The sequence below is a fragment of the Halorubrum sp. Atlit-8R genome (assembly GCF_003666025.1).
In the GTDB taxonomy this organism is placed as follows: Archaea; Halobacteriota; Halobacteria; order Halobacteriales; family Haloferacaceae; genus Halorubrum; species Halorubrum salinarum.
Genome location: NZ_QPLV01000001.1, coordinates 1,134,411 through 1,148,855, shown reverse-complemented (window position 1 = coordinate 1,148,855; position 14,445 = coordinate 1,134,411). Strand labels below are relative to the sequence as shown.

Annotated in this window: 15 protein-coding genes; 8 read left to right on the top strand and 7 right to left on the bottom strand. The window is 72.9% G+C overall.

Features of this window, described 5'->3' with window-relative positions; translation table 11 throughout:
• Nucleotides 1-39 precede the first annotated feature (39 nt).
• Nucleotides 40-228, top strand: coding sequence for a hypothetical protein (locus tag DVK05_RS05625; RefSeq protein WP_121562394.1), 189 nt, complete (start codon nucleotides 40-42; stop codon nucleotides 226-228).
• 19 nt (nucleotides 229-247) lie between these two features.
• Here DVK05_RS05625 and DVK05_RS05620 read toward each other — a convergent pair whose 3' ends face one another.
• From DVK05_RS05620 to DVK05_RS05605, 4 genes are read right to left on the bottom strand one after another with little or no spacing between them, the layout of a single operon-like run.
• A complete protein-coding gene (locus tag DVK05_RS05620) occupies nucleotides 248-1,021 on the bottom strand; it encodes a class I SAM-dependent methyltransferase (protein WP_121562393.1) in 774 nt (257 codons plus the stop codon).
• Nucleotides 1,018-2,166, bottom strand: coding sequence for a glycosyltransferase family 4 protein (locus tag DVK05_RS05615; RefSeq protein ID WP_121562392.1), 1,149 nt, complete (start codon nucleotides 2,164-2,166; stop codon nucleotides 1,018-1,020). The genes DVK05_RS05620 and DVK05_RS05615 overlap by 4 nt, the downstream gene beginning before the upstream one ends.
• A gap of 7 nt (nucleotides 2,167-2,173) precedes the next feature.
• The gene (locus tag DVK05_RS05610; protein WP_121562391.1) at nucleotides 2,174-2,545 is read right to left on the bottom strand and encodes a 6-carboxytetrahydropterin synthase; all 372 of its coding nucleotides are present in this window, start codon (nucleotides 2,543-2,545) and stop codon (nucleotides 2,174-2,176) included.
• Nucleotides 2,533-3,591: a zinc-binding alcohol dehydrogenase gene (locus DVK05_RS05605; RefSeq protein ID WP_121562390.1), complete on the bottom strand. Its 1,059-nt coding sequence runs from the start codon at nucleotides 3,589-3,591 to the stop codon at nucleotides 2,533-2,535. Before DVK05_RS05605 ends, DVK05_RS05610 begins: the two co-directional genes overlap by 13 nt.
• Nucleotides 3,592-3,766: 175 nt before the next feature.
• Between DVK05_RS05605 and DVK05_RS05600 the strand changes: the two genes are divergently transcribed.
• Nucleotides 3,767-4,147, top strand: a complete 381-nt coding sequence (locus DVK05_RS05600; protein WP_121562389.1) for a hypothetical protein — start codon at nucleotides 3,767-3,769, stop codon at nucleotides 4,145-4,147.
• A 78-nt stretch (nucleotides 4,148-4,225) separates the two neighbouring features.
• Here DVK05_RS05600 and DVK05_RS05595 read toward each other — a convergent pair whose 3' ends face one another.
• Both DVK05_RS05595 and DVK05_RS05590 read right to left on the bottom strand, forming a co-directional pair.
• Nucleotides 4,226-5,014 (bottom strand): CDP-alcohol phosphatidyltransferase family protein, encoded by a 789-nt coding sequence (locus DVK05_RS05595; protein ID WP_121562388.1) that lies wholly within the window; start codon nucleotides 5,012-5,014, stop codon nucleotides 4,226-4,228.
• 1 nt (nucleotide 5,015) lies between these two features.
• Nucleotides 5,016-7,949 carry an ATP-dependent helicase gene (locus DVK05_RS05590; RefSeq protein WP_121562387.1) on the bottom strand — a complete coding sequence of 978 codons (2,934 nt, stop codon included), beginning with the start codon at nucleotides 7,947-7,949 and terminating at the stop codon, nucleotides 5,016-5,018.
• Nucleotides 7,950-8,082: 133 nt separating this feature from the next.
• Here DVK05_RS05590 and cmk point away from each other — a divergent pair, with 133 nt between their 5' ends.
• On the top strand, nucleotides 8,083-8,697 hold the full coding sequence (gene cmk / locus DVK05_RS05585) for a (d)CMP kinase (protein ID WP_121562386.1): 615 nt from the start codon (nucleotides 8,083-8,085) through the stop codon (nucleotides 8,695-8,697).
• Nucleotides 8,698-8,725: 28 nt separating this feature from the next.
• Here cmk and DVK05_RS05580 read toward each other — a convergent pair whose 3' ends face one another.
• Complete coding sequence (locus tag DVK05_RS05580; RefSeq protein ID WP_121562385.1) at nucleotides 8,726-9,190, bottom strand: MGMT family protein; 465 nt, start codon at nucleotides 9,188-9,190, stop codon at nucleotides 8,726-8,728.
• 131 nt (nucleotides 9,191-9,321) lie between these two features.
• On the opposite strand from DVK05_RS05580, the gene trpC reads away from it, so the two are divergent.
• From trpC to DVK05_RS05555, 5 genes are all read left to right on the top strand, one after another.
• Nucleotides 9,322-10,152, top strand: a complete 831-nt coding sequence (gene trpC / locus DVK05_RS05575; protein ID WP_121562384.1) for an indole-3-glycerol phosphate synthase — start codon at nucleotides 9,322-9,324, stop codon at nucleotides 10,150-10,152.
• Nucleotides 10,149-11,453, top strand: coding sequence for a tryptophan synthase subunit beta (trpB, locus tag DVK05_RS05570; RefSeq protein ID WP_121562383.1), 1,305 nt, complete (start codon nucleotides 10,149-10,151; stop codon nucleotides 11,451-11,453). Before trpC ends, trpB begins: the two co-directional genes overlap by 4 nt.
• The gene (gene trpA, locus DVK05_RS05565; RefSeq protein WP_121562382.1) at nucleotides 11,454-12,299 is read left to right on the top strand and encodes a tryptophan synthase subunit alpha; all 846 of its coding nucleotides are present in this window, start codon (nucleotides 11,454-11,456) and stop codon (nucleotides 12,297-12,299) included.
• Between the two features lie 79 nt (nucleotides 12,300-12,378).
• On the top strand, nucleotides 12,379-13,170 hold the full coding sequence (locus tag DVK05_RS05560) for a 2-amino-3,7-dideoxy-D-threo-hept-6-ulosonate synthase (RefSeq protein ID WP_121562381.1): 792 nt from the start codon (nucleotides 12,379-12,381) through the stop codon (nucleotides 13,168-13,170).
• A gap of 96 nt (nucleotides 13,171-13,266) precedes the next feature.
• Nucleotides 13,267-14,439, top strand: coding sequence for a 3-dehydroquinate synthase II (locus DVK05_RS05555; protein ID WP_121562380.1), 1,173 nt, complete (start codon nucleotides 13,267-13,269; stop codon nucleotides 14,437-14,439).
• Nucleotides 14,440-14,445 lie beyond the last annotated feature (6 nt).

Genomic DNA, 14,445 nt, shown 5'->3' with positions numbered 1-14,445 from the left:
GCGGCCACTTTTAAGCGCCCGCGAGCGCAACGACGGACGATGACCGGTCGTCGCCCCCGAACGGGATTCCTCGCGGACACCGCCGCGGTCGTCCGCAGCGACGAGCGGCTGATCCTGCTGTTCCTGCTGCTCCTCTCGCTCGCCGCGCTGGCGGTGTTCCTCCACTACACGACCTTGGTGCTTGAGGGGCTCCCGGACCCGGTTCCGGGGGAGCCGTTCGGGCCGTGAACCGGGACCCGCGGGCCGCTCACTCCAACCGCACCAGCAGGTCGCGGTTCGCGGCCTCGTAGCGCAGGCGCCCCTCGTCGAGCGCCCGGCGGCGCCTGGCCGCCCAGTCGCTGGCGTCGTAGCCGGTCTCGCCGACGGCCGACTCCACCGTGTCCAGCAGGTGCGCGAGGACCGTCCGCTCGCCCGACTCGTAGGGGGGTTCGATCTCCCACGTCGAGGGGCCCTCGGCGATCGCGGTCGCCTCCCGGGCCAGTGCCGCCGCCCCGTCGGGGCCGCCGGGGCGGAACTCCCGCATGTGTCGGTGATAGCGGTCGATGACGGCCTCGTCGTCCGGGTCCGGGGGGGCAAACCGCGTCTCGCCGTCGTAGGTTATCGGCGCGTACGCGACGGGGGCGACCTCGGCGAGGGCGTCGACCGCGGGGGCGGCGTCGACCACGTCGAAGAACGCGCAGCCGACGACCGCGTCGAACCGCTCGCCGGCGGCCGCCGCCCGGCTCGCGACGTCGAAGGCGTCCGCGACGCGGAACTCGACGGCGACGTCGCCGACCGCGTCGCCGATCCGCGCTTCGCCCGCCGACAGGGCGGCCTCGTGGGCGTCGACCGCGACCCATCGGCCGGCGTCGATCACGCCCCAGTCGACGAGGCGCTCGACCATCGTCGCCGTGCCCGCGCCGACTTCGAGTATCTCGGGCTCGGGCGGGAGTTCGGCGGCGAAGCGGTCGAGGACCGCCCGGTTCAGCGAGCGGTCGTCGAGCGCGCGCTTCGCGTCGAGGTACGTCGCGTGGTCGGTCACGCGGCGTCACCTCCCCGACCTGGAGCCCCCGTCCGCCCTCCAGCCTCGGCCTCTAGGAAGTCGACGACGCGGTCGAGCGTTTCGGGCCACCCCGGCCGCGCCTCGTAGTCGCGGCGCGCGGCGGTTCCCATGGCCGCCAGCCGGTCGCGGTCGTCGAGGTCGCGGAGTGCCGCGGCCACGGCGCGCGGGTCGCCCGGGGGCACGAGGACGCCCGACTCGCCGTCCCGGACGAACTCGCTCGCGCCGCCCGCGGTCGTCGCCAGCGGCACGCAGCCGAACCCCATCGCCTCCAGGTACACCATGCCGAACGGCTCGTACCGCGACGGCACCGCCAGGACGTGGCTCTCGCGGAGCCGCGCCGCGACCGCCTCGTCGTCGAGGCGCCCGGCGAAGCGGACGCGGTCGCCGATCCCGGCCGCGGCGACGGACTCCGCGACGGCCTCGGCGTGGTCCGGCGCGACCGTCCGGTCCCCGACGACCGTCAGCCGCCAGTCCACGTCGCGACCGTCCAGCCGGGCGAGGCCGTCGACGAGCGCGTCGAGCCCCTTCCGCGGGACGACGTTCCCGAGGAACGTCACTTCCAGCGGGCCGGACCGAGCCCGCTCGCGGATCTCCGACGCGGAGGTCACCGGTTCGAACCGGTCGCCGGCCGGGGGAGCGACCGCGTTCCTGGCCGGGCCGCCGAGCACGGCCGCGTTCCGCCGGGTCGTCTCGGCGTTGTACACCGCGGCGTCGACGCCGCGGAGGAACCGGCGCTCGACGGCCGCCACTCCGCGGCGCCCGAGCGCCGAGCGCGCGCGGTCGAGAGTCCCCCGACCGCCGTCTGGCGTCTCCTGCGCCGCCCGCGCACGCCACGCTATCATGTGGACGAGCGCGACGGTCGGCGCGTCGAGCCGACGGTTGGCGCACAGCACGGAGGGGTGCGCCAGCCCGTCCTCGACGACCACGTCGAACTCCGCGAGGCGGTCGGCGAGCCGGCCCGCCCGGAGGTTCGGAGCGAGGCGTTCCCGGTAGGATCCCCGGGGCAGCGAGACCACCTCGACGCCGTGGCCGCGCTCGCGGAGCCGGTCGCGGAGCCGCCGGTCGTAGTAGAAGCCGCCGGACTCGGACTCGATGTCGCCGGCCAGCACGAGGGCGACGCGCATCGGGGCGTCACCGCAGTTCGCCGGCGTAGGAGACGCTCGCGGCGTCGTCCTCGCGGACGGTCACGGTCAGCCGGGTCGCGGCCGGGGCGTCCACCGTCGCGAGGTCGTCGAACAGCGCCCGGGCCAGCCGCTCGGCGCTGGGGTTGCCCTCCAAGTGCTCGTTGAGCGTCTCGTCCCGGTAGCGCTCGGCCGCGTCGGCCAGGGCGTCGAGCGCGAGGTCGATGTCGAGCAGGTAGCCGTACTCGCCGAGCTCCGGGCCGCGGAACGTCGCCTCCGCGGTGAAGGTGTGCGAGTGGAGCTCCCCCTCGCCGGCCGGCGGGTTCGGGACGGTGAGGTAGTGCTGTGCGACGAACGTCTCGGAGACGGTCAGTTCGTACATGGGTAGGTGAAGAGGAGTTGGAGGGTCGGTTCGCCCTCGTCGGCGAGGCGCCGGTACGCGCTCGGCGCGCGGTCGACCGGGACGCGGTCCGTGACGAGCCGCTCGGTGACGTCCAGATCGCCGTGGAGCCGCCGGAGCTGGCGCCAGGCGGTCTCGCGGCGGCGCTCCCGGTCCCAGCGACCCCGGAGCTCCGGCGCGATGGTCGTGACCTGGCTGCTCCGGACGGTGACCCGCCCGCGGTGGAAGTGGTCGCCGAAGCCGAGGTCGGCGCGCTTGGTGCCGTACCACGACCCCACGAGGACGCGGCCGTCGAACCGCGTCGTCTCGACGGCCGTCTCCAGCGTCTCGGGCCGCCCCGAGACCTCGACCGCGAGGTCGACGCCCCCGGTGCGGTCGCGGACGGCGTCGACGACGCCGGCGCGCCCGTCGTATCGGGTCGGGTCGACGACGGCGTCCGCGCCGAACTCGGCCGCCAGCTCGCGCCGACGGTCCTTCGGTTCGACCGCGACCACGGTCTCCGCGCCGCTCCGCGCCAGGAGGGCGGTCGTGAGCAGCCCCACGACGCCCTGCCCGAACACCGCGACGCGCTCGCCGAGCCGGGGGGCCGCGTCGAGCGTCAGCGTGACGGCCGTTTCCGCGTTCGCGAACAGCGTCGCGGTCTCCGGGTCGATCCCGTCCGGGACCGGGAAGAGCGCGTCCGGGGAGACGGCGAACCGGCTCTCGTGGGGGTTGAACGCGAAGACGGTCCGGTCGCGCCACGACGGGTCGACCGCCTCGCCGACCGCGGCCACCCGCCCGACGACCGCGTAGCCGTAGCGGAGCGGGTACGAGAGGTCGCCGTCGAGCGAGGAGAGCTCCTCGTCCGCGACGGTCTCGGGGTCGAGCTCCCCGCGGTACGCGAGCAGCTCGGACCCCGCGCTCACCGCCGAGACGGACGCGGAGACGACCACCTCGTCGGGGGCCGGGGCGGGGTCGTCGACCGGGACGACCTCGACGCGCTCCGGGCCGGTGAACTCCACCGCGCGGTGGGCGGCGCCGTCGCTCACGCGGACTCACCCGTCCGCGGCCGACGACCGAGAGGAGTCGACATTACCGATCGCACGGGCCGATCCAACATAAAGCCCCGCCGGCGACGACCGCCCGACCGAGCGGCGCCGCCCGTCGCGGTCGCGCCCGCCGGGGAGTAAGCATAAGCCAGCGGAGGCCGTGCGTAGCGTATCCATGGCACACTCCGACGCGGGCGCCGACGTCGAATCGCTGACCCCGCTCCACTGGATCGGGATCCTCGCCGCGACCGTGTCCGGGATCGTCCACGCCGTCCTCGGGGTTCAGGTCGGGGGCGCGCTGGGAATCTCCTTTTTCGTCGCAACCCTGGGCTTCGGCGCGGGCGTGGCGGCGATAGTCGCCGGGTACCGGCGCCGGCTGATGTACGCCGTCGGGATCCCGTTCACCGGCGGCCAGATCGTCCTGTGGTACGTGATCAACTTCGTCACCGGGACGTACTCGTTCCCGGCCGACATCGGGGTGTACGGCGCCGTCGACAAGATCGCGCAGATCGCGTTGATCGCCGTCCTCGCGGTCCTGCTCTCCAGGGAGTCGTAACGCGCGGCCGCGGCTCGCCGTTCCCTCCTCGACGCCGCGATCCCGCCACCGCCCGGTTCGGACCGCTCGCTCACCGCCTCACTCGCCGCCTCGGCCGGCCGCGATCGGCGGGTCGTCGCGGCCGAGCCGCCCCGTCGCGGCCGCCCAGTCGCGGGCGAAGCTCGCCAGGAGTGCCGCCAGCGCGACCGCCGCGAACGCGGTCAGGAGGGGCGTCTCGCCCCCGCGCCCGACATTCGGGAGGAGCGCGAGCGCGACGACGGCGAACTGCGCGGTGCCCACGAACGGCCGGGCCCGGCTCGGCGGCAGCTCGTACACCGGCGCCCCGGCGCGTCGTCGCCGCCACAGCGACCCGGCGTATGCGTACCAGACCCCGCCGGCGAGGAGGTACCACGCGGGGAGCGCGCCCAGCGCGACGGCGACCGCGGCGCCGACGAGGACCGCCAGCGCGTCGGTGGCCCCGTCGAGGCGCGCGCCGAGGACCGTCTCGCGGGTGCGGCGGGCGACCGCGCCGTCGACCGCGTCGAGGCCCACCGCGCCGACGAAGAGTGCGGCTGGGAGCCGCGGGTCCGGCGCCGGCGCGACCGCCGCGCCCGCGAGGACGACGGCGAGCCAGCCGCGGAACAGCGTGACCGCGTTCGCCGGACCGAGCCGCGGCTCGGGGGAGCCGCCGTCGGGCGCGCGGTTCGCCGCGAGGTTGACTCGCGCGTACGCGGCGAGGTACGCGCCGGGAACGACCGCGGCGAGGACCCAGGCCGTCCCGAGCGGGCGCCACAGCGCGGCCAGCCCGAGCGCGCCGAGCGCCACGGCGCCGGCGAACCGCCGACGGAGCCGAGCGGGCGGGGCCGCGGAGGGATCGGGGGCCGGCATCTCAGTCCGGTCTCCCGTCCGCGGGCGGTCCGGCGTCGGGGTCGCCTTCGCCCTCTCCTTCGACCTCCGCGCCCCGCGGGGTCTCGCCGATCTCCTCCATCACGCGGGCGTGGAACTCGCGGAGGACCGCGGACTCGTCGTCGGCGATGACGGTGTCGGAGTCGACCAGCGTCGCGAGCCCGAACGCGAGCGGGCTGGGCGAGTCGACGACGCGGTGTTCGACCGCGAGGTCGCCGGCGGCGATCCGGTCGACCGCCTCGCGGATGCCGTCGACGTCGAGCCGGTCCTCCAGCAGCTCTCGGTACGTCTCTTCTAACACGGCGAACTCCTCTAAGTCGGCTGCGAACGACAGCAGCATCTCGGCGGAGACCTGCTGTTCCGCGGCCGACTTCTCGTACCCCTTGTACCGCTTCAGGATCAGGAGCGCGCGCCCGGCGTTGATCCGGAAGTAGCGCTGGAGCAGGTCCGTCCCCTGGACCGCCTCGCGCAGGTCCTCGCGGACGGTCTCCGGGTCGAGGTTGGCCAGAATCTGTGCCACGTCGACCTTCCGGTTCAGCGGGAGCGCGAGCGAGAACCCCCGGTCCGCGACCGCCACCGCGACATTGGCGTCGGTCCGGTTCGCGACCGCGGCCGCGACGAGCCGGGAGAGCCCGTCGTTGAACCGGCGGCCGTACGTCGAGTGGACGTAGAAGCGCCGCTTGTACTCGTTTCGGTCCAGCTCCTCCTCGACGACGAGGCGGTCGGGCGTCGAGACCGAGTCCGCGCCCGCGTACCGGACCTGCTCGTCGTACATGCGGGCGAGCGCGCGGACCGCGTTCCCGTCGAGGGGGAACCGCCGGAGCCACGCCCGGACCGCCGCCGGGCCGGCGTTCGGGCCGTCCCCCGTCAGGCGGTCGAGGAGCTCGGCCTGGAAGTCGAGGACCTCGTGGGCGAGGTCCGCCGAGAGGGGCAGGCGCTCGGCGAACCACGACGGCACGGTCGGGCGCTCGCTCGTGCGGTCGACGTACACCTTCGAGCCGCGGCGGTAGCGGAACGCGAACCGCTCGCCGCCCAGCGCGAACACGTCGCCGGACTCCAGCGTGTCGAGGTACGACTCGTCGAGGGTGCCGACCCACTCGTCGTCGCGCGTGAACACGTCGCAGGTGAACGAGTCGGGGATCGTTCCGACGTTCGTCATGTAGATGACCCGCGCGAGCCGCCCGCGCTTCCCGACGAGCGTCTCGCCGACCGGGTACTCGGGGTAGTGGTGCTCGCCGTCGGGCGGGTCGTTGGCGTCGCGCCACACCTTCGGGTAGACGTTCTTCTCCTCCAGTCCGTCGTAGTCCCCGGTGAGGTACCGGAACAGCCGCTCGTACGCGGCGTCGTCGAAGCCGCGGTACGGGTGCGCCCGGCGCAGCACCTCGCGGACCTCGCGGTCGGGGCGGATCCGGTTTATCGCCATCCCGTAGACGTGCTGTGCGGCCACGTCGTACGCGCCCTCGGGCGGGAACACGCGGTCGACGAACCCCTCCTCGGCGCGCGCGAGCAGCGCGGCGCACTCGATCAGCTCGTCGCGGTCCAGCGCGAACACCCGCCCCTCGACGGTCTCGCCCGGGCTGTGGCCCGCGCGGCCGACGCGCTGAAGCAGCGCGGCGACGGACTTCGGCGACCCGACCTGGACGACGAGATCGAGGTGCGGCATGTCGATGCCCAACTCCAGGCTCGTCGAGGTCGTGACCACGTCCAGCTCGCCCGACTTCAGCCCCTCCTCAACGCGGGTGCGCTGGGCCTCGCCGAGGCTCCCGTGGTGGCAGCCGGAGTCCGACTCATCGTAGTCGAAGCGACGACGGAGCTCCTGGAGGGTGCGCTCGGCGCCCGACCGGGAGTTCGTGAACACCAGCGTGTTCTCGTGGGACTCGATCAGGTCGTGAAGCGACTCGTAGAAGCGGTCGGTCACCGCGGACCGCGGCGTGTGGATCAGGTCGGCGGCCGGGGTCCGGAGTTCGAGGTCGAACTCGCGGGCGAACCGGGCGTCGACCACCTCGCAGGGCCGCGTCTCGAACCCCTCGGCGTCGCCGACCGCGCCGGCGACGCGCTCGCGCCCGACGAGGAAGGAGGCGATACCGTCGAGCGGTTCGACGGTCGCCGAGCAGCCGATCCGCGTGATTTCGGCCTCGCTCCCTCTATCTCCGTTCCGCGTCAACTCGGTCAGCCGCTCTAAGGACACCGCGAGGTGCGTGCCGCGCTTGTTCGCGGCCAGCGAGTGGATCTCGTCGACGATCACGTACTCGACGGTGCGGAGCTTCTCCTTGAACTTCGGCGAGTTGAGCAGGATCGCCAGCGTCTCCGGCGTGGTGTTGAGGACGTGGGGCGTCTCGGAGAGCATCGCCTGCCGGTCCGCCTTCGAGGTGTCGCCGTGGCGGATCGCCTGCCTGACGCCCGGATCGTACGCCTCGTCGTCGCCCGTCCCGTCGTCCACCTCGGCCGCGGCGACCGCCTCCCCGATTCCCTCCAAGGGAGTCTCCAGGTTGCGCTCGATGTCGTTCGCGAGCGACTTCAGCGGCGAGACGTACAGGCAGTAGACGGCGTTGTCGAGGTCGTCGGCGCGGTCGCGCGCGAACAGGTCGTCGAGGACCGCGAGGAACGAGGCCAGCGTCTTCCCGCTGCCCGTCGGCGCCGCGACGAGGCAGTTCTCCCCGTCGTCGACGTGAGGGATCGCCTCGCGCTGCGGCGGCGTGAAGAACCCGCCGTTCTCGTCGACGTACGCGCCGAACCGCTCGACCCACCAGCGCCGGACCGGCGGCGAGAGCCGCGCGAGCACGTCGGCGTCGGCGATCGGGACCGCGTCCGGGTCGAAGTCGGGGTCCGCGATCGCACCGCGCTCGACCGCGTCGCGGAGGAGGGCGCGCGCGGCCGCCTCGTCGCCGCGGTCCGTGGTCTCGCTCACGGCGATCACGAGGGCTCGGGGAGGGAAATCGGTTGCGTCGGGGCCGTCGCGACCGGGCGGGACCCGGCGCTCCGCTCGTCGCCGCCGCGGAAATTCGCGGAACCGACCCGTTTATCCGCCCGCCTTCCGTGGCGCCACACGTATGAGCGGCACCTCGCCGGAGCCCGACCGACGGATCGACCGGAACCTGTTCGTCACCGTCTCCGGCCCGCCGGGCTGCGGGGCAACGACCCTCGTCGAGGGCATCGCCGAGTCGCTCGACTGCGGCTACGTCTCGGGCGGCGAACTGTTCCGCGAGATCGCCGCCGAACGGGATATGAGCCTCTCTCAGCTCATCGCCGAGACCGGCGAGTCCGAGGAGATCGACCGCGCGCTCGACCGCCGGCTCCGCCGGATCGCCGAGAAGTGGGGCACGGCGAACAAGGCGTTCGTGCTGGAGTCGCGGCTCGCGGGCTGGATCGCCGGCAACCGCGCCGACATCCGGATCTGGCTCGACGCGCCCGACGAGGTCCGCGCGGACCGCACGGCCGACCGCGAGGAGATGACCTCCGAGATGCAGGTTCGCGAGGTCATCGAGGAGCAGCGCTACAAGTCCTACTACGACATCGACCTGAACGACCGCTCCATCTACGACCTAGTGATCAACACGGGGCGGTGGGACGCCGAGGCCACGCTGGACGTAGCGCTCACCGGGATCGAACGCTACGACGTCGACGCCGACGAGGGCGCGTTCGACACGCCCGACTTCGAGATCTGATCGGCCGTCCGCGGCGTCGTCGTCCGGGCTACAAGCCTTCGACGCGGCGGAGCGCGCGCCGGACCTCGCCGGGCGTCGCGTACGGCCCGCCGCTCACCCGGTGGTCCGGGAGGAACACGGGGACGGGGTTGTCGTTCAGCGCGCCCCTCACGGTCGCCACGTCGTCGGCGTCGTCGGGGTCGAACCCGGCGAGCCGGGCGAGGCGGCTCACCGACACCTCCTCGCCGTACGGGACGTTGCGCAGCGCCTCCAGCGCCTCGCGCTGGTCGGTCGGGACTGTGAGGCCGAGCGCCACCTCGGTGAACTCGTCGCGCTCGCCGCCGAGGTACGCGCCGATCCGGTCGAGGAGGTCGTGGTCGCCGTCGGCGTCTCCCGGCGGTTCGGCGGGGAACGACACCGAGATGACGCGACCGCCGGCGAACCCGACCTGAACGGTCCGGCCGATCCGGTCGAACTCCCGGGCGAAGACGCCCGAGGTGCCCGCCATACTCATACCCTTCATTGGTCGGGTCGATCACTTAAAATATCCCCCGTCTGACCGAGTCGTACCCTCGCCCGGAGGCTGAGCGAGTCGGCCCGGCCCCCGCAAGCCTTATGAACAGATACGTACATTAGTGTATAGTAATGGACGATCCAGACGAGCTGGCGCCGGCGGTCAGGTCGATCCTGTCCGCCGCACGGGAGCGCGCTGACGCGGCGGCGAGATCGGGCGACACCGCCTCGGTCTCGCCCCGCGACCTCGCGGCCGCGTTCGAGCGGGCCGAGGCCGACGGGCGCGTCCCGGTGATCGCCGAGGTGAAGCCGACGAGCCCGACGACCGAGGGCAGCCGCGAGGACGACCCCGTCGCGCTCGCCGAGGGGATGGTCGCCGGCGGGGCGGCCGCGCTGAGCGTGCTCACCGAGCCGGAGCACTTCGGCGGGAGCGTCGACACGCTCCGGCGGGTCCGCGAGGCCGTCGACGTGCCGGTGCTGCGCAAGGACTTCGTCGTCGAGGAGGCGCAGCTTGACGCCGTCGAGAGCGACGTGGTCCTCCTGATCGCCCGGTTCGTCGGCGACGACCTCCCCGACCTGCTCGCCGCCGCCCGCGACCGCGGCTTCCAGGTGCTCGTCGAGGTCCACGACCGCGACGAGCTGGAGCGCGCGCTCGATGCGGGCGCGACGACGGTCGGCGTGAACAACCGCGACCTCGCCGAGCTGGTCGTCGACCTCGGAACCTTCGAGTCCGTGGCGCCCCACGTCCCGGACGAGGTGACGCTGATCGCCGAGAGCGGGATCGAGAGCCCGGCCGACGCGCGCCGGATGCGGGCGGCGGGCGCCGACGCCCTGCTCGTCGGCAGCGCGATCATGGACGGCGACGTGGAAGCGAACACGCGCGAACTGACGCGGGCGGCGGCGGACGGGGACGCGGACCCGACACCCCACGACGCGACCGACACAACGGAGACACCCACATGAGCGAAACCGAATCATCGACGAGCGAGGTTGGAGAGCTTTCGCGACGGCCCGGCCGCGAGCGCGGCCGCGACGACGGGAAGTTCGGCCGCTACGGCGGCCAGTACGTCCCGGAGGCGCTGATGCCGGCGATCGAGGAACTGGCCGACGCCTACGAGCGCTACGTGCTGAACAACGAGGACGGGTTCATGGACGAGTTCCGCGAGCGCCTCGCGGACTTCGGCGGGCGCCCGACGCCGCTCCAGCGGGCCGGCCGGCTCTCGGAGCGCTACGACACGGAGGTGTACCTCAAACGCGAGGACCTGCTCCACGGCGGCGCCCACAAGCTGAACAACGCGCTCGGGCAGGTGCTGCTCGCGAAGTACATGGGCAAGGAGCGCATCATCGCGGAGACCGGCGCCGGCCAGCACGGCACCGCGACCGCGATGGCGGCGGCGCACCTCGACATGCCCTGTACGATCTACATGGGCGAGCGCGACATCAACCGCCAGCGCCCCAACGTGTTCCGGATGAAGCTCAACGGGTCGGAGGTCAAGCCGGTCACCACCGGGCGCGGCACGCTGAAGGAGGCCATCTCCGAGACGATGCGCGACTGGGCGGCCACCGTCGAGGACACCCACTACGTGATCGGGTCCATCGTCGGCCCCCACCCCTTCCCGGTGATGGTCCGCGACTTCCAAGCGGTCATCTCCGAGGAGGCCCGCGAGCAGACCATCGAGAAGACCGGCGGGCTCCCCACCGACGTGGTCGCCTGCGCCGGCGGCGGCTCGAACACGATGGGGGCGTTCGCCGACTTCGTCGACGACGAGTCGGTCGCGCTCCACGCGGTCGAGGCCGGGGGGTCCACGCTCGAAGTCGACGAGGAGGCGGGCGTCGCGCCCAACTCGGCGTCGCTGTTCGCCGGCGAGGAGGGCGTCCTCCACGGCGCGCGGACGAAGCTGCTCCAGGACTCCGACGGGCAGATCATGGAGAGCCACTCGGTGTCCTCCGGGCTCGACTACGCCGGCGTCGGCCCGGAGCTCGCGTACCTCGTCGACGAGGGGCGCGTGGACCCGGTCGCCGTCGACGACGACGCCGCGCTGGAGGGCTTCCACCGGCTCTCGAACACGGAGGGGATCATCCCCGCCTTGGAGACCGCCCACGCGTTCGGCTACCTGGAGGAGCACCACGAGGACCTCGGCGAGCGGGTCGTCGTCAACGTCTCCGGGCGCGGCGACAAGGACCTCGACGCCGCCATCGAGGAGACCGACCAGCGCGACGTGCCGAACGCGCCGGACATGTCGATGTTCACGGGGGGGATGTAGATGGGCAACTCCGAGGCCATCGCCGCCGCGTTCGCGGACGGCCCCGCCTACGTCCCGTACCTCGTCGTCGGCGACCCCGACTACGAGTCGTCGAAGGCGTACGTCGAGGCGCTCGACCGCGGCGGCGCCGACGTGATCGAGCTCGGCCTCCCCTTCTCCGAGCCGATCGCCGAGGGGTCGACGATCCAGGAGGCGCTCGTCCGCGCGCTCGACGCGGGGATGACGCCCGAGCGGTTCTTCGAGTTCGCGGAGGGGCTCGAGGTCGACGCCGCGCTGGTGTGCATGACGTACTACAACCTCATCTACCAGTACGGCGACGAGACCGGCCCCCGGCCGTTCGTCGAGCGGGCGGCGGCCGCGGGGATCGAGGGGTTCGTCGTCCCCGACCTCCCGGCCGAGGAGGCGGACCCGCTGCGCGAGGCGTGCGACGAGTTCGGGCTCGACCTCGTCTTCATCGTCGCGCCGACGACGCGCGGCGACCGACTCGACCGCATGATGGAGAACGTCTCCGGCTACGTGTACGTCCAGGCGCGGCTGGGGACGACCGGCGCCCGCGACGACGTCTCCGACCAGACGACCGAGAGCCTCGACCGGCTCCGCGAGTACGACGTGCCGAAGGCGGTCGGGTTCGGCATCTCGACGGGCGAGCACGCGGAGCGCATCGTCGCGGGCGGCGCCGACGGGATCATCGTCGGCTCGGCGCTCGTCGACGTGGTCGCCGAGGGCGTCGCCGAGGACCTGTCGACCGACGAGGTCGCCGACCGGCTGGAGGCGCTCTCCCGCGAGCTGACCGAGGGCGCCGAGCGCGGCTACCGCTCGCGGACGACGCCGGCCGAGTCCGCCTGACCAGAAACGGACTAATACCTCCCCGAACGAAACCGACTTACCTCCGATTGCCACACTCTCACACAACACCCATCTCACAATGACAGCAGGACTCTCGGCACGACTCGACCGCATCTCCACGAACGACCGATACCTCATCGTCCCGATGGACCACGGGATCACGATGGGCGCCGTCCAGGGGCTCGTCGACATCGAGTCGACGATCGACGGCGTCACGAGCGGCGGCGCGGACGCCGTCCTCACGCAGCGCGGCATCGCGCCCCGCGTCCACGAGAACAAGAACGACGCCGGCTACATCGTCCACCTCAACGGGTCGACGACCATCGGGCCGGACGAGAGCGACAAGCGCGTCACCGGCACCGCCGAGGACGCGGTCCGCGCGGGCGCCGACGCCGTCTCCTTCCACATCAACGTCGGCTCCGACCACGAGCCGGACCAGATCGAGGAGCTCGCGGAGCTGACCGCCGACGCCGAGCGGCTCGGGCTCCCCGTCCTCGCGATGGCGTACGCGCGCGGCCCCGGCGTCGACGAGAGCGATCCGGAGGCGCTCGGCCACGCCGTCCGGCTCGCCGAGGAGCTGGGCGCCGACGTGGTGAAGACCGGCTACTCCGGCGACGGCGACTCCTTCGAGCGCGTCACGGAGTCGACCCGCCTCCCGGTGGTCATCGCCGGCGGTTCGAAGGGGACCGACCGCGAGACCGTCGAGATGGTCCGCGGCGCGATGGACGGCGAGGCGGCGGGCGTCTCGATGGGGCGGTCGATCTTCCAGCACGACGACCCCGAGGGGATCGCCCGCGCGGTCTCCGCGGTGGTCCACGACGACGCCGCCGTCGAGGAGGCCCTGCGGGCGGGCGGGTTCGTCGAGGCCTGAGGTCCGCCCCCGCCTCCGCGAGTGCGGGGCCGCGGTCGGGCGCACGCGACTGTTCCTTTCGCAGTTTTCAAGCCGGCGCGCCGTGAGGTGTCGGTAATGACACGCACGGTCTGGGTCAAAGCCGACGGCGCGGTCGGCGACTGGGAGGCGCGCAAGCGACGGGTCACGGCCGCCATCGAGGCCGGGGCGGACTGGGTCCTCGTCGACGAGGGCGACGTCGGGCGCGTCCGGGAGCTGGGCGACGTGAACGTCGCGGCGTTCCGGTCGGACGCCGACGTGATCGACGACGCCGAGAGCGACGCCGAGGCGGACGCGTACTTCGTCGGGAAGGGCGGCGAGGGCGACGGGACGATCGACATGCCCGACGACCTCTCCGGGTCGGCCGACCTGACCACGCTGCGCCGCCGCGACGACCGCGCGCAGGGCGCGTACGTCCGCGTCCTCGGCACGGAGTACGAGGCGTTCGCCGAGGCCGCGGCCGACGACGCCGAGTTCACCGTGGTCGTCGGCGAGGACTGGTCGATCATCCCCCTGGAGAACCTCATCGCCCGCGTCGGCGAGGAGACCCACCTCGTCGCGGGCGCGACGACCGCCGCGGAGGCCCGGACCGCCTTCGAGACCTTGGAGATCGGCGCCGACGGCGTCCTCCTCGATTCGGACTCCCCCGACGAGATCCGCGGCGCGGTCGAGGCCCGCGACGCGGCCGACCGCGAGACGCTCGACCTCCGGCACGCCGAGGTGACCGAGATCGAGCAGACCGGGATGGCGGACCGCGTCTGTATCGACACCGGCTCGCTGATGGACGACAGCGAGGGGATGCTGGTCGGCTCGATGTCGCGCGGGCTCTTCTTCGTCCACGCGGAGACCGCCGAGTCGCCGTACGTCGAGTCGCGCCCGTTCCGCGTGAACGCGGGCGCGGTCCACGCGTACGTCCGCAACCCCGAGGGCGGCACCAACTACCTCGCGGAGCTGTCGAGCGGCGACGAGGTCCAGGTCGTCGACACCGACGGGCACACCCGCGAGGCCGTGGTGGGTCGGGTGAAGATCGAGAAGCGCCCGATGTTCCGGATCCAGGCGGAGGTCGAAACTGAGGACGGGACCGACCGCATCGAGACGCTCATCCAGAACGCCGAGACGGTGAAGATAGCCACGAGCGAGGGCCGGAAAGCGGTCACCGAGGTCGAGCCCGGCGACGAGGCGCTCGTCTTCTACGAGGACGTGGCGCGCCACTTCGGCGAGGCCGTCGAGGAGAGCATCATCGAGAAGTAGCCGTCG

Excerpts from the sequence above, each read along its gene's own strand:
- DVK05_RS05615 (WP_121562392.1), bottom strand. The coding sequence starts at position 2,166 with ATGCGCGTCGCCCTCGTGCTGGCCGGCGACATCGAGTCCGAGTCCGGC.
- DVK05_RS05555 (WP_121562380.1), top strand. The coding sequence starts at position 13,267 with ATGACACGCACGGTCTGGGTCAAAGCCGACGGCGCGGTCGGCGACTGG.
- DVK05_RS05600 (WP_121562389.1), top strand. The coding sequence starts at position 3,767 with ATGGCACACTCCGACGCGGGCGCCGACGTCGAATCGCTGACCCCGCTC.
- DVK05_RS05625 (WP_121562394.1), top strand. The coding sequence starts at position 40 with ATGACCGGTCGTCGCCCCCGAACGGGATTCCTCGCGGACACCGCCGCG.
- trpA (WP_121562382.1), top strand. The coding sequence starts at position 11,454 with ATGGGCAACTCCGAGGCCATCGCCGCCGCGTTCGCGGACGGCCCCGCC.
- cmk (WP_121562386.1), top strand. The coding sequence starts at position 8,083 with ATGAGCGGCACCTCGCCGGAGCCCGACCGACGGATCGACCGGAACCTG.
- DVK05_RS05560 (WP_121562381.1), top strand. The coding sequence starts at position 12,379 with ATGACAGCAGGACTCTCGGCACGACTCGACCGCATCTCCACGAACGAC.
- trpB (WP_121562383.1), top strand. The coding sequence starts at position 10,149 with ATGAGCGAAACCGAATCATCGACGAGCGAGGTTGGAGAGCTTTCGCGA.
- DVK05_RS05595 (WP_121562388.1), bottom strand. The coding sequence starts at position 5,014 with ATGCCGGCCCCCGATCCCTCCGCGGCCCCGCCCGCTCGGCTCCGTCGG.
- DVK05_RS05610 (WP_121562391.1), bottom strand. The coding sequence starts at position 2,545 with ATGTACGAACTGACCGTCTCCGAGACGTTCGTCGCACAGCACTACCTC.
- DVK05_RS05580 (WP_121562385.1), bottom strand. The coding sequence starts at position 9,190 with ATGAGTATGGCGGGCACCTCGGGCGTCTTCGCCCGGGAGTTCGACCGG.
- trpC (WP_121562384.1), top strand. The coding sequence starts at position 9,322 with ATGGACGATCCAGACGAGCTGGCGCCGGCGGTCAGGTCGATCCTGTCC.